The sequence below is a fragment of the Cupriavidus sp. 22TCCZM01-5 genome (assembly GCF_057798915.1).
Genome location: NZ_JBYOJR010000033.1, coordinates 1 through 17,112 on the forward strand (window position 1 = coordinate 1; position 17,112 = coordinate 17,112).

Below are 17,112 nucleotides of genomic sequence, written 5' to 3' on the forward strand. Positions count from 1 at the left end.
CTTTTTGGTTACTTTTTGTCGCTCGGACAAAAAGTGACTCGCCGGCTACGCCGGCGAAACAGCGGCGCATGCCAAGCCCGACAACCCCGTTCCGCCCGGCGACCCACCTAAACTCAATTCGCCCTCTCAACCGCCGGCGGCATCCACGTGCCATCGAGCAGCGCCTGTTCCGGCCAGTAGGCACGCAATGTCATATTGAGCGCATCGGGCGGCGCCGGCAGCCAGTTAGCCACCTTGGCGCGCTCCGGGCGCTCATGCTGGATATAGATATCGAGCGAACCGTCGCGGTTGTAGCGCAAGCGGTCCCGGCTGCCGATGGCGTAGCGGCCGATCGGATTCTCGACGAAGGCCTGGCGCTGGTTGTACAGCGACAGCGACCAAAATGCCCTGGCGGGTGGGAGCTGGTCCTTGGCAAAGTGCAGCACATAGCTGGAACTGCCTTGCAGCGCCTTGCCCGCGGCATCGGTCCGGGTCGAGGCATAGATCGCGTCTTCCGGCAGGTTGGCGCCAAGCCCGACCATGGCGGTGACCGCGCGGCGCCCGTAGTTGGTGCCGTAGTTGCCCAGATCACGGTGCATGACCCAGCCGTTGCCGGCATCGGCGTTGCCCTTGCGGGACATCTCGGAGATCGCCTGCAGCGCGGCGGTGGCCCCTTCCTGCACGGCGCGCGCGGTGGCGGGTTCGAGCACCGTGGTCTTGAACGGTACGCCCGGCTCCAGTCCCATGCGGCGCATTTTCTCCACCATGGCGGCGTCGGCCGCGGCGGGCGGATTGGCGGGCAACAGGCTGGCAAACCGGCTGAAGAACGCCTGCGCGTCCATGGCCGCGACCTGCTCGACCGGCGGGGTCTGCGTGTCCAGCGTCGGCGAACGCGGCGCCGGCTTTTCCTGCGCCGCGCGCACCCCCATCTGCCAGGCGGACAGCGGCGTCAGCCGGTACTGGTCCTGCAGCCGGTGCACGGCGGGGAAATCCTTCTTGCCGTTGGCCTGCGTGCGCCCGAGCAGCCAGACCATGGCCGTGGGCGACTGGATCTGCTTCATGCCCTTGGGCAACGGCCCTTCCCAGCCCGGGCCGGTGATGACGAAATTGCCACGCTGCGTGCCGGTGGTGCGTTTGCCAGGCGAGGCAAAGACGTTGGTCCACGCGTCCATCATCGGCATCAGGTAGTAGCGGCCGCGGGTATCGGGCACGGACAGCACCACGGGCTCCCTGGACAAGTCCAGCCAGGCCGATGAATACAGCGTGTCGGCATTGGGGGTGACCACTTCAGTGAAGCTGGCATCCGGGAAAGTGCGCTTGTGGCTGAAGGTGTTCGGGGGCGTGCGCACGCTCATCAGCTCGCGTGTCACGTCCATCAGCACCAGCGGGTAGGCGTAGGTGAAGATCTCGGCGGACAGGGCCTTCATGGCCTGGTTCGACGGCGACTGAACGGTGGCAAGCGGCGCCGTGGCCGGTTCATGCGTGCTGGAGCAAGCGCCGAGGAGGACGGCAAGCGCCGCGACGCCCGCCATTTGGCGGATGGAAGGATTCATGACCCCGATTCCCAAATTTGTTCTGGCGACCTTCTTGCGGGGTCGGCAAATGTCATGGTGCCAAGTTACCCCGGAGGCGCATCTATTCCGTCCGAATCATGTGCGTACGTCCCGAACGTGTCAATTCCTCCGACGCAGGGATGCGAGTGGAAGCGAACCAACCGCCGCCCGCAAAGGCGCACTGACTGGTCAACTGTCGGCATGCTGCAACAGATTGCATTGCGCCACGGCCATCTCGCCGGATGGCCTGGCATGCGGCGCCTCAATAGCGCAACTGCACGTCGTCCACGCGGGCCGTGCGCCCGTTGTAGAGGCAGGTGAAGCGGAATCCGATCGAGGCATGGCTGTTGTCAGGCTCGAATGTGCCCTCGCCGGTGACCGCGGCGATGCCGCCGGGACGTGGGCTGACCTGCTCGCGGTCCTCCAGCAGGAAGATGCTGCCGGGCTCGGGGTGTCCCTTCCTGACATTGCTGGTGACGGCCTGCTCGCAGGCTTCGGCTGCCACTTTGGGCACGATCCTGGGCTCCGCCGCCGGGCGCGGCGCGGGGCGGCCTGCCTGCTGCGGCGGCGTCTCGCATGCGGCCACGAGCAATGCGAAGGCCAGGCATAGGGTCGAGGCTCGGAACACAGCGGGCATCCTCCCTTCTCAATGTGCAGTACAGCAATCAGAGTAGGCCCTCCGGCTGGAAATGCCAAAGGCACACCGAGTGCACCGGTGCCACCATGCGGAAATCCCCGGAGCAGAGCGAACCGTCCAGGGCCGCTACACTATGGCCCTGCATGCGACGAAACCTCGCACGAACGCACCGGCGCGAGACCGGTCCTGCCACATCCTGCCGCGCGGCCCGGCCAGCGCGCCGACACAATGACAACGACAGAGACAAACCCGATCCAAGCCGCCAAACCGTCTACCCTGTTGCGCGCCGCTGCCAGCCTGCTGGTGGTGCGCGATGGCCCGCAGGGCATGGAAGTCCTGCTGGTACGGCGCGTCGAGCGCGCCAACGACCGCAGCAGCGGCGCCTACGTGTTTCCCGGCGGCACGCTGGATCCGCAAGACCAGGCCCTGCATGTCCATGCCGCAGGGCTGGACGACGCCGCGGCCAGCGAGCGCCTGAACCTGCCGGCCAACGGCCTGGACTTCTATCTGGCGGCCGTGCGCGAGTGCTTCGAAGAGGCCGGCTTGCTGCTGGCCTACCATCGCGACGGCGAGATGCTGGCTCCAGGGCACCTGGATGCCGCGAAGCAGGATTTCCTGCGCCAGGCAGTGCAGCGCGGCGGCTCCGGCCTGGCGCATGCGTGCGCCGAACTGGGCCTGCGCCTGGCAGCGGACCGCCTGGCCTACCACAGCTACTGGCTTACGCCCCCGGGCTTGCCCAAGCGCTTCGACACACGCTTTTTCGTCGCGATCGCGCCCGCCGGCCAGGTTGTCGTCCACGATGGCATGGAGATCGTCGAACACCGCTGGATTCGCCCCGGCGAAGCGGCGGACGCGGCCAGCGGCCTGCCGATGATGCATGTCACGCGCCGCACGCTGCAATCCATTGCCCATTTCGAGACCGCGCAGGACTGTTTTGCCAGTACCTCGCAGTTGCGCGACATAGCCTGCATCATGCCGCGGCTGGCCCAGGGCGCGGCGGGCGTACGCCCGGTCATGCCCAACGAGTCCTGCTATGCCGAGATCGGCCGCATCGACCCGGACGGCAGGGCCCACGCGCGCTATGAACTGGCGCCGGGCGAGCCCGTGCAGCTTTCCGGGCGGGTCTGGCGCGTCACCGCCAACAACGGCAGCGTGATGACGGGTCCGGGCACGAATACTTACCTGGTGGGCGGCGGCGCGCGCAACGAGTGGGCCGTGATCGATCCCGGCCCCGACGATGCCGCCCATGTGCAGGCCGTGCTCGCGGCCGCGCCGGGCCCGATCCGCTGGATCGTCGTCACGCACACCCATATGGACCACTCGCCCGCGGCGCCCGCGCTGCAGGCCGCCACGGGCGCGACGGTGCTCGGCCGCGCCGCGCCGGCCACGCAATGGCAGGACACCGCCTTTGCCGCCGCGCGCGAGCTGCAGCATGGCGAACGCATCGCCATTGGCGACGACTGCACGCTGCGCGTCATCCATACGCCGGGCCATGCATCGAACCATCTTTGCTACCTGCTGGAACAAGAGAAGACCCTCTTCACCGGCGACCATGTCATGCAGGGTTCCACGGTCGTCATCGCCCCGCCCGATGGCGATATGCGCGCCTACCTCGATTCGCTGGCCGCGCTGCAGGACGAAGACCTGGAATGGCTGGCGCCGGGCCACGGCTTCCTGATCGCGCGCCCGCAGGAAGCCATCCGCCTGCTCATGCGCCACCGCCTGCACCGCGAGGCCAAGGTGCTCAACGCGCTGCGCGATCTCGGTCCGGCCCCGATCGAGGCGTTGCTGCCGCGCGTCTATGACGATGTGCCGGAGCGCATGTACCCGGTGGCCCAGCGCTCTCTGCTGGCACACCTGCTCAAGCTGGCCGCGGACGGCAAGGCTGTCGAAGCGGATAGCCGCTGGCAGAGCGCCTGACTCGCTCCGCCTGCCCGCCGGGCTGCTATCGCTGCGGCGCGGCAGGCGCGCCTGCCTCCCAGGCCCGGCGCAGCGCATGCAGGTCGTCGGCGGAGGCATCGGTAATGGCCAGGAAGCGCATGCCGTCCGCGTCCCAGCTCTCGAGCTCGTAGCCCTGCCGCGAACCCGATACTTTCGGGGGCAGTCCCGCCGCGCCTTCAGGGAAGACGAACACGTCGACCGGATGCCGGTTGCGCCGGTAGACCACCACGGCCACCGGACGGCCATCGACATAATCCAGCCTGCCGCCGGCCAGCACGAAGCCCTGCGCCGCCATGTCGCGCACGACTGGCGCATAGTCCAGCCGCCCGTTGAACCAGGGCTTGACCGTGTGCTGGTCCAGCGACGCCACGTCGAGCGGCCGCCCCGAAAGCAGTGCCCTGACGTGGCTGCCCACGATCTCGCGCGCCACGGCGTCCTCGTCATACCGGACCCTGGCCAGTTGTCCGACCCCGAGCGCGACCGCGACCACCATCGCCAGCGCGAGACCGAGCCCGGCCGGACTACCCCAGGTGAACCACTTGCCCAAGCCCCGGCTTGGGCGGGCAGCCTGCTGCGGCGGCGCTGGCAGGCTTGCCATCAGCCGGGCACGCAGTTCGCCGTCGGCGCGATGATAGGTGGCGCCTTCGCGCACGGCGTCGCGCAAGGCGCGGATACGGGCAATCTCCGCGGCGCAGGCGGAACAGGACGCCAGGTGCGGCTCCAGCCGCGCCAGGTCGGCCGGGCCCAGCTCCCCGTCCGCGCTGGCATGCAGTAGCCAGCGAGCCTCATTACAGTCCATTGCCCACCTCCCCGGCCGTTCCTGCCAGGCCATCCACCCGGGCCGGATCCGCCGCCGGCACTCCGGGCCGCTCCCCGCGCAGCGCCGCCACCGCGGCGGCCAGCGCATGCCGCGCGCGGGCCAGCCGCGACATGACCGTGCCAAGCGGGATGGCGGCAACCTGCGCAATATCGCGGTAGCACATGTCCTCCAGTTCGCGCAGGACGATCACCTCCCGCAGTGGAGCGGGCAAGCGCGCCAGTGCCTCATGGACCAGGCGCACGTCTTCGGCGCGCAACAGGCAGCACAGCGGCTCGCGCTCGCCGGCATCCTGCCACCCGGGCCAGGCCTGCGCCACATCGGTGCCGTCCTCGTAGAGCGCGGCCTCGCGGGCAGGCCGGTTGCGGCTCCATGCGGAAAACCAGGTATTGCGCACGATGGCCAGCAGCCACGGCCGCGGCCGGTCGCCGTGGTAGCTGCCGAAGTAGGTGTAGGCGCGCAGCAGCGCCTCCTGCACCACGTCCTCCGCCTCGGCAGCACCGCCGCTGAGCCACCGCGCAAGGTTGTAGGCCGCATCCAGGTGCGGCAGGACTACCTCGGCAAACCGGCGGCGTTCGTCAGCGGCGTTCACGGCACTCCTTTGCCCGGACCTTGCGGAGTCCGCGCTTTGGCCTCCGCCCTCGCCGGTGTTTACCGGCGTCGGTACCAGTTTATTCCGTTGCACCGGTTTTCCAGTGCGCCGGCAGCGGCGCGGGAATAGAAACGGTCCGCGCGCGGTATGACAGGCATCGGCCTCGCGCCTCGCTCCCCAAGGAGAACACCATGCCCACGAATTCCGCTCCCAACCGGCGCGATTTCCTGCGCCTTGCCGCCGCTGCAGGCGGCGCCGTGCTGGCGTCCACCCTGCCCGGCTGGGCCGCCACGCCCGGCAAGGATTTCTACTTCGTGCAGCTTTCCGACCTGCACTGGGGCTTCCAGGGCCCGCCCAACCCTGATGCGCGCGGCACGTTGCCCAAGGCCATCGCGGCAGTCAATGCGCTGCCCGCCCCGCCAGATTTCATCGTCTTTACGGGCGACCTGACCCATACGACCGACGATCCGGACGAGCGGCGCCGGCGCATGCGTGAAGTGAAAGCGCAGATCGACACGCTCCAGGTCAAGACCCGCTACCTGATGCCGGGCGAGCACGATGCCAGCCTCGATCGCGGCGAGGCCTTCCAGGAGTTCTTCGGCCGCACGCATTACACCTTTGACCACCAGGGCGTTCACTTCATCGTCCTGGACAATGTGTCCGATCCGGCCGGGCGCGTCGGCACGGCCCAGCTCGAGTGGCTGGCCTCGGACCTGTCGCGCCAGCAGCGCGACGCCCCGATCGTCGTGTTCACGCACCGGCCGCTGTTCGACCTGTATCCGCAATGGGACTGGGCGACGCGCGACGGCGCCGACGTCCTGCAGCGCCTCGATCCGTACCGCAACGTCACGGTCTTCTACGGCCACATCCACCAGGAACACCACCACCAGACCGGCCACATTGCCCACCACGCCGCACGTTCGCTGATGTTCCCGCTGCCGCCGCCGGCCTCGCAGCCGATGCGCCAGCCCGTGCCGTGGGATGCCGAACACCCTTACCGCGGACTTGGGTGGCGCCAGGTCAGGACGCAACAGGCACCGTTGCGCCTGGCGCTGGATGAGCGGCCCGTTACCGGCTGAGGCCCCAAAGGAGAATGACGATGATCGAGCAAACGCCCTTCCAACCCGCGCGCCGCCGCAGCCTTGCCTGGCTGGCGGCACTGGCGGCCACGGTCCCGTTCTGGACCGCGTCGGCCGCTGAGCCGCGCCGCATCGCCGTCACCGCGCGACGCTTTGTGTTCACCCCGGACCGTATTGCGCTGCGCCAGAATGAATCGGTGATTCTCGAACTGACGGCGCTGGACGTCATCATGGGTTTCAGCGTGCCCGACCTTGGCATCCGCGCCGACCTGCCGCCCGGCAAGAAGGTGGAGGTCCCCATCCACGCCACGGCGGCGGGGTCGCACCTGTTCCTCTGCGACATCTTCTGCGGATCGGGGCACGAATCGATGAATGGACAAATCGAGATTCGTTGAATCGCGTGTCGCAGCCTGGCCCATCAGTGCTACCGTTGCTGCCGCCGGCCCCCTGGCACGGACACGGATATCCGGCCCCATCGAGGGCCGGATGCGGGCACACGTGGTAGCAGTCGTCGCCTGAGGGCTCGGCTCGCGCGCCCGGCAACATGCCAGCGCGACGCGCCACTGGCCGAGGCGAGTAGCGCCATGCATGCCAACAAGCCGCCGTAGCGATCGCCAGTGATCTGATCCACGCCGCTTCCCCCACGCTGGTGGGGCAACCCCCAAACAGGTGATGTAGGGTTAGGCTCCGCTTTTCATAATATCTTCACGACCGGTCCATAGAGCCGGCATCCAGAAGGGGTCAGACATGGAATACATAACGTCGCTGGGCGCCTATATGGTCGCCCTGCTCATGGCGTTGCTATTGGCCGCGCGCTGGTCGCTGAAGCATGACCCGGCCCTGCGCGCCGAGCCGTCCGTCGAACCCGAACGCGAGCCCCCTTTGCGACGCGGCGACTGACAGGGTGAGGCCCCTGAAAGCCGGCCCGATGGCGTCACGACCTTCCACTGGCCTGGACCGCCGCCCCGCGCGCCGCGCGGCTCAGCTTTCGGCTGCCGTGCCGCGGTACGCGCCGGGCCGCGACCCGGTCCAGCGCCGGAAGGCGCGATGAAACGCGCCGGGCTCTGCGAAGCCCAGTTCCGCGGCAATGTCCGCCACGGGCTTGCCGGTACGGCTCAGCGCATCGATCGCCAGGTCGCGCCGAAGCTGGTCCTTGAGCTCCTGGTAGCTTGCGCCTTCGTCCATCAGGCGCCGCCGCAGCGACGACGCCGACAGGTTCAGGCTCAACGCCAGCGCCTCGAACGTCGGCCACTGCTCGGGCCGCTGGTTGCGCAACTGGCGGCGCACGCGCGCCGCCACGCTGCTGCGGTCCGAATACTTCACGACCACGTTGTGCGGTGCATCGCGCAGGAATGACTTCAGGCTGCGCTCGTCCTGCCGCACGGGCTGGTCGAGCAGGCAGGCGTCGAACACAAGCGCCGTGGCCGGCTGCCCGAACGCTGTCTGGCGCGAGTACATGATCCGGTACTCCGCCCCGTATGGCGGCTCGGCATAGGCAAACGACGCCAGCAGGATCGGCACGCGGCGGTGGAGCAGCCAGCTCATCAGGCCCTGCAGCATGATTAGCATGGTTTCCTGGGCGAATATGCCCGGCAGCCGGCCCTGTGCCGCGCACGGCGCGGTAAGCACCAGCGCCGCGCGGTCACCGTGCCGCTCGAGCCGGACACCAATGTCGTCGAGCAGCAAGCCGAAATAGCGCGCGACACGTTCCAGTGCCTGGGCGAAGGTGCGGCTGCCTGCGACCGCGTGGCACAGCATGGCAAAGCTGCCGCACTTCATGCTGCGCGAGTCCTGCCCGAAGAATTCATCGTCGAGCGCGGCGGCCACGGCCATCCACAGGTCGCTGTAGCTGGCCGTGGAGACGCGCGCCTGCGGCACCTCCAGCAGCGCAGACGCAATGCCGGCACGGCGCAGCACCGGCTCGGGATCCAGCCCGCGGGCAGCCAGCCCGGAGATGGCGTGGTGGACAAAGCAAATCGCGACGCTGCCTTTTTCCATGGTGCGGCCATGCTCCAGGCAGCCGCTGGGCGCCGGTCGGATGGCATTCGAGTTCATCAAGAATGGCGGATTTTGGCATAGGAGCGGCGGCAGGCGGTTTCTACACTGCGCCTGTTCCACCTGAAGACCGCCACAGACCCACTCAATCGCGCCAGCCGCGCCCCCTGCCATGCACAGCGACTACACCGAAGAGCAAACCATGATCCGCGACAGCGCGCGCGCCTTCGCCAGCGAGCGCCTTGCCGCGGGCGCCGCCGAATGGGACCGCGCCGGCCGGCTGCCCGAAGACGTGGTCGCCGCCATGGGCGCGCTGGGCCTGCTGGGCATGATCGTGCCGGAGGAATGGGGCGGCACCTATACCGACTACGTGGCCTATGCGCTGGCCATCGAGGAAATCGCCGCCGGCTGCGCCGCATGCGCCACGCTCATGAGCGTGCACAACTCGGTAGGCTGCGGGCCGGTGCTGCACTACGGCACCGACGCCCAGAAGCAGCGCTACCTGCCGCGCCTGGCCAGCGGTGAAGTGATCGGCGCCTTCTGCCTGACCGAGCCGCAGGCGGGCTCCGAAGCCCACAACCTGCGCACGCGCGCCCGGCCCACCGAGCGCGGCTGGGTGCTGAACGGCAGCAAGCAGTTCGTCACCAACGGCCAGCGCGCCGGCGTAGCCGTGGTATTCGCCGCCACCGAGCCGGAACTCGGCAAGAAGGGCATCTCCGCCTTCCTGGTGCCGACGGACACGCCGGGCTTTATCGTTCACGCGCCCGAGAAGAAGCTGGGCATCCGCGCCTCGGACACCTGCGCCATCACGCTCGATGATTGCGAAGTGCCTCATGACGCGCTGCTGGGCGAGCCCGGCGAGGGCCTGCGCATCGCCCTGTCCAACCTGGAAGGCGGGCGCATCGGCATTGCCGCACAGGCCATCGGCATCGCGCGTTCGGCGTTCGAGGCCGCGTGCCGCTATGCGTCCGAGCGCGTGCAGTTCGGCCGGCCGCTGCGCGAGCACCCGCCGATCGCCAACATGCTGGCCGACATGGCCACCGAACTCAATGCCGCGCGGCTGCTCGTGCATCGCGCCGCGCGCATGCGCACGCAAGGGTTGCCATGCCTGTCGGAAGCATCGCAGGCCAAGCTCTATGCGTCCGAGCTGGCCGAGCGGGTCTGCTCCAAGGCGCTGCAGATCCACGGCGGCTACGGCTACCTGGAGGACTACCCCGTCGAGCGCCACTACCGCGACGCGCGCATCACGCAGATCTACGAAGGCACCAGCGAGATCCAGCGCATGCTGATCGCGCGCAGCCTGTAGTACCGACTGGCCCCATCGAACCCGCTTCAACCCGCATTCCAATCCAGAACCGACCGGAGACATCATGAGTGCACTGCCCCAGACTGCCAACGCCGTTCCGACCGTCCCGCTGCTGATCAATGGCGAGTGGGTGGAGTCCTCCGCCACGGAATTCCGCCTCGTGGTCAACCCCGCCACGCAGGAAGTCCTGGCGCGCGTACCGCTGGCCACCGCCAGCGAAGTCGCCGCGGCCGTGGATTCGGCACACCGCGCCTTTGCCACCTGGCGCCATACGCCCATCGGCGCTCGCCTGCGCATCATGCTGCGCTACCAGGCACTCATCCGCGAACACAGCAAGCGCATCGCGGCCATCCTCACGGCCGAACAGGGCAAGACGCTGGCCGATGCGGAAGGCGACATCTTCCGCGGCCTGGAGGTGGTCGAGCATGCGTGCTCGATCGGCACGCTGCAGCAAGGCGGCTTTGCCGAGAACGTGGCCGCCACGGTCGATACCTATACGCTGCAGCAGCCGATCGGCGTGTGCGCCGGCATTACGCCGTTCAACTTTCCGGCCATGATCCCGCTGTGGATGTTCCCGATGGCCATCGTCTGCGGCAATACCTTCGTGCTCAAGCCGTCGGAGCAGGATCCGCTGTCGACCATGGAGCTGGTGAAGCTGGCCGTCGAAGCCGGCGTGCCGCCGGGCGTGCTGAACGTGGTGCAAGGTGCCAAGGAGGTGGTGGACGCCCTGTGCACGCACCCTGATATCAAGGCCGTGTCCTTCGTCGGCTCGACCGCGGTCGGCACCCACGTCTACAACCTGGCCAGTGCGCACGGCAAGCGCGCGCAGTCGATGATGGGCGCCAAGAATCACGCCGTGGTGCTGCCCGACGCGCACAAGGAGCAAACCCTGAACGCGCTCGCCGGCGCAGGCTTCGGTGCTGCCGGCCAGCGTTGCATGGCCACCTCGGTCGTGGTGCTGGTCGGTGCCGCGCGCGAATGGGTGCCGGACCTCGTAGCCAAGGCGAAGACGCTCAAGGTCGGCGCCGGCGCGCAAGCCGGTACCGATGTCGGTCCGGTGGTTTCGGTTGCGGCCAAGGAGCGCATCCTCGGCCTGATCGCTTCCGGCGAGAAGGAAGGCGCCACCCTGGCGCTCGATGGCCGCAACGTCGAGGTGCCGGGCTACCCGCAAGGCAATTTCATCGGCCCGACCATCTTCACCGATGTGACGACCGAGATGTCGATCTACACCAACGAGATCTTCGGGCCGGTGCTGGTGGTCATCGGCGTCGATACGCTGGACGAGGCCATCGCGCTGGTCAACCGCAACCCGTTCGGCAACGGCACTGGCGTGTTCACGCAGAGCGGCGCGGCGGCGCGCAAGTTCCAGAGCGAGATCGACGTCGGCCAGGTGGGGATCAACATTCCGATCCCGGTGCCCGTGCCCTACTTCAGCTTCACCGGCTCGCGCGGCTCCAAGCTCGGCGACCTGGGCCCGTACGGCAAGCAGGTGGTGCAGTTCTACACCCAGACCAAGACCGTCACGGCACGCTGGTTCGACGACGCCACCGTGAATGATGGCGTGAACACGACCATCAGCCTGAAGTAAGCGGCACCGCTGCGCCGCCACATTCCGCCAGACCATATCCAGGAGACCCGACATGCATATCGCCTTCATCGGCCTCGGCAACATGGGCGCCCCCATGGCGCGCAACCTGCTCAAGGCCGGCCACACGCTGACCGTGTTCGACCTCAGCGCGGCTGCCGTGGCCTCGCTGTGCGCCGAAGGCGCGGCCTCGGCCGATTCCGCGCGCAAGGCGGTGGCGGAGGCCGACTTCGTCATCACCATGCTGCCCGCGGCCGCGCATGTCCGCGCGGCCTATCTTGGCGAGGACGGCGTGCTGGCGGGTGTGCGCCGCGGCGTGCCGCTGGTCGACTCCAGCACCATCGACCCGGCCACTGTGCGCGAGCTGGCGGCCGCCGCCGCGGCGCACGGCAATGCGCTGGCCGATGCGCCGGTGTCCGGCGGCACCGGCGGCGCACAGGCCGGTACGCTGACCTTCATGGTCGGCGCCACGCCGGCGCTGTTCGAGCAGGTCAAGCCGGTGCTCGCCAACATGGGCCGCAACCTGGTCCATTGCGGTGACACCGGCACCGGCCAGGTCGCCAAGATCTGCAACAACCTGATCCTGGGGATCTCGATGATCGGCGTGTCCGAGGCCATGGCGCTCGGCGTGCGGCTGGGCATCGACGCCAATGTGCTGGCGGGCATCGTCAACACCTCGACCGGCCGCTGCTGGTCGTCGGATACCTACAACCCCTACCCTGGCGTGATCGAGACCGCGCCGTCTTCGCGCGGCTACACGGGCGGCTTTGGCGCCGAGCTGATGCTCAAGGACCTGGGGCTGGCGGCCGATGCCGCGCGCAGCGTGAAGCAGCCGCTGTTTCTCGGCGCGCTGGCACAGCAGCTGTATCAGGCCATGAGCCAGGCTGGTGACGGCCAGCTTGATTTCTCCGGGGTGATCCGGCAATACCAGCCCAAGACCGGGGCGTGACGGAAACCAGCCATGATCGAATTCGCCATCGATGGGCACATTGCCCGCCTCACGCTCAGCCGCCCGCCGGCCAATGCCTTCACGGCGGAGGGGCTGCAGCAGCTGCATGATCTTGTCGCCAGCATTGACACGAACCCGGAAGTCCGCGCCGTCGTCATCACCGGCAGCGGAGACCGTTTCTTCAGTGCCGGCGCGGACCTCAACGGCTTCGCCGAAGGCGACCGCGCCCATGCGCGCGTGATGGCGCAGCACTTCGGCGCGGCGTTTGAAGCGCTGCAGAATGCACGGCCGCTCGTGATTGCCGCCATCAATGGCTACGCCATGGGCGGCGGGCTCGAATGCGCGCTCGCCTGCGATGTGCGCATTGCCGAGGAACAGGCGCAGATGGCGTTGCCCGAGGCCAGCGTCGGCCTGTTGCCATGCGGCTGCGGCACGCAGACCCTGCCGTGGCTGGTCGGCGAAGGCTGGGCCAAGCGCATGATCCTGACCAACGAGCGCGTGGATGCCACCACCGCACTGCGCATTGGCCTGGTGGAAGAAGTCGTGCCGCGCGGCAAGGCGCTGGACGCCGCGCTGGCCATGGCCGAACGCGCCTGCGCCGTGAGCCCGCGCGCGGCGGCCTACAGCAAGCGGCTAGTGCACCTGGCACGCCAGGGCGTGCCGCGCCAGGCCGCGCTGGCACTGGAGCGCGAGCGCTTTGTCGACCTGTTCGACGGCGAGGACCAGCGCGAAGGCGTCAACGCCTTCCTGCAGAAGCGCGCGCCGCAATGGCGCAATGCCTAGGAACCCGTCATGCGACTGACACCGGAAAACGCCCCTGCCAGCCCGCCGGCCGACACCGAACCGGAAGTCCTGTTCCAGGTCATCAACCGCGTCGGCCTGGTGACGCTGAACCGGCCGCGCCAGCTCAATGCGCTGTCCTACCCGATGGTCACGATGCTGTCCGCACAGCTCGATGCGTGGGCCGGACAGGAAGATATCGAAGCCGTGGTGTTGCGCGGCGCCGGGCCCAAGGCGTTCTGCGCGGGCGGCGACATCCGCGCGCTGTACGACAGCCATCGCAACGGCACGCCGCTGCAGCGGCAGTTCTTCATCGACGAATACCAGCTCGATTACCGCTTGCACCGCTATCCCAAGCCGGTCGTGGCGCTGATGGACGGCATCGTCATGGGCGGCGGCATGGGCCTGTCGCAGGCCACTCAGCTGCGCATCGTCACCGAACGTTCGCGCGTGGCCATGCCTGAAACCGGGATCGGCCTCGTGCCCGATGTCGGCGCAAGCCATTTCCTGTCGAAGATGCCGGTCCAGCTGGCGCTCTATCTCGGCCTGACCGGTGTGACCATTGGTGCGGAGGATGCCTTGCTGTGCGGGCTGGCGGATGCCGCGGTCAACAGCGTGACGCTGGCCGGCCTCGAAGATACGCTGGCGGCCGTGTGCTGGAGTGGCCAGCCGCTCGACGACCTGCGCCGCGCGCTGGTGCGCGAGCCGATCTGCAGCGCGGCGGACGCACCGCTGCTTGCCGTGCTGCCGGCGCTGCTGCGGCATTTCCCGGCCGACGCGGCACTCCCCGAGATCATTGCCGGCCTGGCCGGCCAGGACGATCCGCGCTACGCCGAGTGGGCCGCGCGCACGGCGGACACGCTGCGCAAGCGCTCGCCACTGGCCGCGTGTGCCACGCGCGAGCTGTTGCTGCGCGGCCGCCGGCTCGACCTGGCCGACTGCTTCCGCATGGAACTGGCCGTGGTGGTGCAATCGTTCACGCGCGGGGATTTCATCGAGGGCGTGCGCGCGCTGATCGTCGACAAGGACAACGCGCCGCGCTGGCGCGTGGACAGCTACACGGGCGTGGATCGCAGTGCGGTCGAGGCGCTGTTCGCGCGCTGGTGGCAGCCGGGCGACGATCCCTTGCACAGGCTGGATTGACACGCGGCACCTGCGATGAGCCTCGACGCGCTGCTTGCGCGCAGCCCATGGGCGAGCGCGCTGACGCCCGAGCAGTGGCAGCGCATGCGTGCCGACTTGCGCGAGCGCAACGTGCCGCCGGGCGCCTATGTTGCCCGCAAGGGGGCGCCGGCTGACTACTGGCTGGGCGTCGCGCACGGGCTGGTCAAGGTCCATTGCGCCGCGCCCACCGGCAAGCGCGCCACGCTGACTGGCGTGCCGGCCGGCGGCTGGCTTGGCGAAGGATCACTGCTCAAGCAGGAAGCGCGGCGCTATGACGTGGTGGCGTTGCGCGATTCGCGCATTGCCTGCCTGCCCGCCGCCACGTTCCGCTGGCTGCAGGAAACCAGCCTGCCTTTCAACCGCTACCTGATCGGCCAGCTCAACGAGCGGCTGGGCCTGTTCATTGCCACGGTCGAACATGAACGGCTGCACGGCGTGGAAGGCCGAATCGCGCGCTCGCTCGCGGCGCTGTTCAATCCGGTGCTGTGCCCGGGACTTGACCCGGCGCTCGAACTGACGCAGGAGGAAGTCGGCCTGCTGGCGGGTATTTCACGCCAGCGGGCCAATGCCGCGCTCAAGGTGCTGGAACGGGAGGGGCTGGTAAGGATCGACTACGGCACGGTGCATGTGCTCGACCTGGAAGGCCTGCGCGAGTTCTGAACGCAGGCCCGGGCCTGGCCCTCAGGCCTTGCCCTTGCCGTGCCCGTCCGCATGCTCGGCCGCCGGCACCCTGACCAGCCCGTCGGCACGGAACATCGCCTTGATGCCGCGCACCGCCTGCCGGATGCGGGCTTCGTTCTCGATCAGCGCGAAGCGTACGTACTCGTCGCCATAGTCGCCAAAGCCGATGCCCGGCGAGACCGAGACCTTCGCCTTGGCCAGCAGCTGCTTGGAGAACTCCAGCGAGCCCAGCGCGCGATACGGCTCGGGAATCCGCGCCCAGATATACATCGACGCCTTCGGGATATCCACCAGCCAGCCCGATTCGATCAGCCCCTTCGCCAGCACATCGCGGCGCGACTGGTAGTGTGCCGCGATCTCTTTCACGCATGCCTGGTCGCCTTCCAGCGCGGCAATGGCCGCCACCTGGACCGGGGTGAACGTGCCATAGTCGTGATAGCTCTTGATGCGGGTGAGCGCGGCGACGAGGTCCGGGTTGCCGACCATGAAACCAATGCGCCAGCCGGCCATGTTGTAACTCTTGGACAGCGTGAAGAACTCCACCGCAATGTCCTTGGCGCCAGGCACCTGCATGATCGACGGTGCCTTCCAGCCGTCGAAGACGATGTCGGCATAGGCCAGGTCGTGCACCACGAAGATGTCGTGCTTGCGCGCCAGCGCGATCACGCGCTCGAAGAAATCCAGCTCCACGCATTGCGCCGTCGGGTTCGACGGGAAGCCGAGCACGATCATCTTGGGCTTCGGGTAGCTGCCGCGGATGGTGCGCTCCAGTTCCGCGAAGAAATCGACGCCAGGCACCAGCGGCACCGAGCGGATATCGGCTCCGGCAATCACCGCGCCATAGATGTGGATCGGGTAGCTCGGGTCCGGCACCAGCACGGAATCGCCGCGGTCGAGCGTAGCCAGCATCAGGTGCGCCAGCCCTTCCTTCGAGCCGATGGTGACGATGGCTTCCGTATCCGGATCGATTTCGACGTCATAACGTTCGCGGTACCAGTGCGAAATTGCGCGGCGCAGCCGCGGAATGCCCTTCGACGCGGAATAGCCATGCGTATCCGGCCGCTGCGCGGCCTCCACCAGCTTCGCCACGATATGCGGCGGCGTGGCCCCGTCCGGGTTGCCCATGCTCATGTCGATGATGTCCTCGCCACGGCGGCGGGCGGCCATCTTCAACTCGGCGGTGATATTGAAAACGTAGGGGGGAAGGCGATCGATGCGCGCGAAGCGGCGCTTGCCAGAGCTGGCAGTCATGAAGGAGTCCTTTACGTAAGCGCCCGGAACCGTCCGAGCGACGTCGGCAACCGCTGTCTCGGCTGCCGGGGACTCATGTTAGCGGGGATATGGGGATTGCACAACGGGGGACGCCGATCTGCAGCGTGCCGCTACCAGATCGTCTTCACGTGCTTGTAGGCACGGATCTTCTCGTCCCTCGTTACCAGGGGCGCTCCGAGCCTGCGCGCTGTCGCGACGATCATCCGGTCTGCCGGATCCTTGTGGAACTCTCCCGGCAGCTGGACCGATTTGATCGAGATATCGACATCCACCGGAAAGAAGCAGACCGCTTCTATTTCCGACACCGTGTCGAGCCAGCTCTCCACGTCCATGGACAGCGCGAGCTTGTCGCGTTCCACCAGCATTGCGATCTCCCATGCTGAAATCGCGGAAACGATGATCTGCCCTTCCTGACATTCGCGGTCGATCGCCGCCTTGGCTCTGGCACTCAGCTCTGCGCTGGCGCTCGCCCACCAGACCAGGGCATGCGTGTCCAGCACGATCACTGGCCCGCCTCCCAGTCGACGTCAACCGGGTCGGTCGGGTTGTCATAGCGCACGACCGTGCCGGACAGGATTTCGAGCGGCTCCCGGTCAAAGCCGTGGAATGGACGCACTTCCAGCGTAGGCTTGCCGTGGTCCGTCACGATCACGTGCTGGCCGGATTGTTCGACTTGCCGGAAGTACTCCAGCGCCTTCGCCTTGAATTCCGTTTTGGAAACCTGCATGCCCGGCATGGTAAGCCCTCGAATTTTCTTCGAACGCATCATCGCACCTGATATG

At 67.9% G+C, this 17,112-nt stretch carries 18 protein-coding genes; 10 read left to right on the forward strand and 8 right to left on the reverse strand.

Annotation, left to right across the window (positions count from 1 at the left end):
• Nucleotides 1-113 precede the first annotated feature (113 nt).
• Both AC3FNH_RS25215 and AC3FNH_RS25220 read right to left on the reverse strand, forming a co-directional pair.
• Nucleotides 114-1,532, reverse strand: a complete 1,419-nt coding sequence (locus AC3FNH_RS25215) for a DUF1254 domain-containing protein (RefSeq protein WP_488722003.1) — start codon at nucleotides 1,530-1,532, stop codon at nucleotides 114-116.
• Nucleotides 1,533-1,794: 262 nt separating this feature from the next.
• Nucleotides 1,795-2,169, reverse strand: coding sequence for a short-chain fatty acid transporter (locus AC3FNH_RS25220; RefSeq protein WP_488722004.1), 375 nt, complete (start codon nucleotides 2,167-2,169; stop codon nucleotides 1,795-1,797).
• 228 nt (nucleotides 2,170-2,397) lie between these two features.
• Here AC3FNH_RS25220 and AC3FNH_RS25225 point away from each other — a divergent pair, with 228 nt between their 5' ends.
• Nucleotides 2,398-4,089 (forward strand): MBL fold metallo-hydrolase, encoded by a 1,692-nt coding sequence (locus tag AC3FNH_RS25225; RefSeq protein WP_488722005.1) that lies wholly within the window; start codon nucleotides 2,398-2,400, stop codon nucleotides 4,087-4,089.
• Nucleotides 4,090-4,114: 25 nt separating this feature from the next.
• Here AC3FNH_RS25225 and AC3FNH_RS25230 read toward each other — a convergent pair whose 3' ends face one another.
• Nucleotides 4,115-4,909 carry an anti-sigma factor family protein gene (locus AC3FNH_RS25230; RefSeq protein ID WP_488722006.1) on the reverse strand — a complete coding sequence of 265 codons (795 nt, stop codon included), beginning with the start codon at nucleotides 4,907-4,909 and terminating at the stop codon, nucleotides 4,115-4,117.
• The gene (locus tag AC3FNH_RS25235; protein ID WP_276101606.1) at nucleotides 4,899-5,519 is read right to left on the reverse strand and encodes an RNA polymerase sigma factor; all 621 of its coding nucleotides are present in this window, start codon (nucleotides 5,517-5,519) and stop codon (nucleotides 4,899-4,901) included. The genes AC3FNH_RS25230 and AC3FNH_RS25235 overlap by 11 nt, the downstream gene beginning before the upstream one ends.
• Before the next feature lie 191 nt (nucleotides 5,520-5,710).
• On the opposite strand from AC3FNH_RS25235, the gene AC3FNH_RS25240 reads away from it, so the two are divergent.
• From AC3FNH_RS25240 to AC3FNH_RS25250, 3 genes are all read left to right on the forward strand, one after another.
• The gene (locus AC3FNH_RS25240) at nucleotides 5,711-6,598 is read left to right on the forward strand and encodes a metallophosphoesterase family protein (RefSeq protein WP_276101607.1); all 888 of its coding nucleotides are present in this window, start codon (nucleotides 5,711-5,713) and stop codon (nucleotides 6,596-6,598) included.
• A 14-nt stretch (nucleotides 6,599-6,612) separates the two neighbouring features.
• Complete coding sequence (locus AC3FNH_RS25245) at nucleotides 6,613-6,993, forward strand: cupredoxin domain-containing protein (RefSeq protein ID WP_488722007.1); 381 nt, start codon at nucleotides 6,613-6,615, stop codon at nucleotides 6,991-6,993.
• A gap of 352 nt (nucleotides 6,994-7,345) precedes the next feature.
• Nucleotides 7,346-7,498, forward strand: a complete 153-nt coding sequence (locus AC3FNH_RS25250) for a hypothetical protein (protein ID WP_276101608.1) — start codon at nucleotides 7,346-7,348, stop codon at nucleotides 7,496-7,498.
• A gap of 81 nt (nucleotides 7,499-7,579) precedes the next feature.
• Here the strand turns inward: AC3FNH_RS25250 and AC3FNH_RS25255 are convergent, their stop codons facing one another.
• Nucleotides 7,580-8,596, reverse strand: a complete 1,017-nt coding sequence (locus AC3FNH_RS25255) for an AraC family transcriptional regulator (protein ID WP_276101609.1) — start codon at nucleotides 8,594-8,596, stop codon at nucleotides 7,580-7,582.
• Between the two features lie 169 nt (nucleotides 8,597-8,765).
• Here AC3FNH_RS25255 and AC3FNH_RS25260 point away from each other — a divergent pair, with 169 nt between their 5' ends.
• The 6 genes from AC3FNH_RS25260 (at nucleotide 8,766) to AC3FNH_RS25285 (ending at nucleotide 15,037) form a co-directional block, all read left to right on the forward strand.
• Nucleotides 8,766-9,899, forward strand: a complete 1,134-nt coding sequence (locus AC3FNH_RS25260) for an acyl-CoA dehydrogenase family protein (RefSeq protein ID WP_276101610.1) — start codon at nucleotides 8,766-8,768, stop codon at nucleotides 9,897-9,899.
• A gap of 64 nt (nucleotides 9,900-9,963) precedes the next feature.
• Nucleotides 9,964-11,487 carry a CoA-acylating methylmalonate-semialdehyde dehydrogenase gene (locus AC3FNH_RS25265; RefSeq protein WP_488722008.1) on the forward strand — a complete coding sequence of 508 codons (1,524 nt, stop codon included), beginning with the start codon at nucleotides 9,964-9,966 and terminating at the stop codon, nucleotides 11,485-11,487.
• A 52-nt stretch (nucleotides 11,488-11,539) separates the two neighbouring features.
• Nucleotides 11,540-12,433 carry a 3-hydroxyisobutyrate dehydrogenase gene (gene mmsB, locus AC3FNH_RS25270; RefSeq protein WP_488722009.1) on the forward strand — a complete coding sequence of 298 codons (894 nt, stop codon included), beginning with the start codon at nucleotides 11,540-11,542 and terminating at the stop codon, nucleotides 12,431-12,433.
• Nucleotides 12,434-12,445: 12 nt separating this feature from the next.
• Complete coding sequence (locus AC3FNH_RS25275; RefSeq protein WP_488722010.1) at nucleotides 12,446-13,216, forward strand: enoyl-CoA hydratase; 771 nt, start codon at nucleotides 12,446-12,448, stop codon at nucleotides 13,214-13,216.
• Between the two features lie 9 nt (nucleotides 13,217-13,225).
• Entirely contained in the window at nucleotides 13,226-14,356 is a 1,131-nt protein-coding gene (locus AC3FNH_RS25280; protein ID WP_488722011.1) for an enoyl-CoA hydratase/isomerase family protein, read from the forward strand.
• Nucleotides 14,357-14,371: 15 nt separating this feature from the next.
• The gene (locus tag AC3FNH_RS25285) at nucleotides 14,372-15,037 is read left to right on the forward strand and encodes a Crp/Fnr family transcriptional regulator (protein WP_488722012.1); all 666 of its coding nucleotides are present in this window, start codon (nucleotides 14,372-14,374) and stop codon (nucleotides 15,035-15,037) included.
• A 21-nt stretch (nucleotides 15,038-15,058) separates the two neighbouring features.
• On the opposite strand, the gene alaC is transcribed toward AC3FNH_RS25285, so the two are convergent.
• The 3 genes from alaC to AC3FNH_RS25300 form a co-directional block, all read right to left on the reverse strand.
• Nucleotides 15,059-16,309, reverse strand: coding sequence for an alanine transaminase (alaC, locus tag AC3FNH_RS25290; RefSeq protein ID WP_488722013.1), 1,251 nt, complete (start codon nucleotides 16,307-16,309; stop codon nucleotides 15,059-15,061).
• 131 nt (nucleotides 16,310-16,440) lie between these two features.
• Complete coding sequence (locus tag AC3FNH_RS25295) at nucleotides 16,441-16,836, reverse strand: type II toxin-antitoxin system VapC family toxin (RefSeq protein WP_276101617.1); 396 nt, start codon at nucleotides 16,834-16,836, stop codon at nucleotides 16,441-16,443.
• Nucleotides 16,833-17,066, reverse strand: a complete 234-nt coding sequence (locus tag AC3FNH_RS25300; protein ID WP_276101618.1) for a type II toxin-antitoxin system Phd/YefM family antitoxin — start codon at nucleotides 17,064-17,066, stop codon at nucleotides 16,833-16,835. Before AC3FNH_RS25300 ends, AC3FNH_RS25295 begins: the two co-directional genes overlap by 4 nt.
• Between the last annotated feature and the right edge of the window lie 46 nt (nucleotides 17,067-17,112).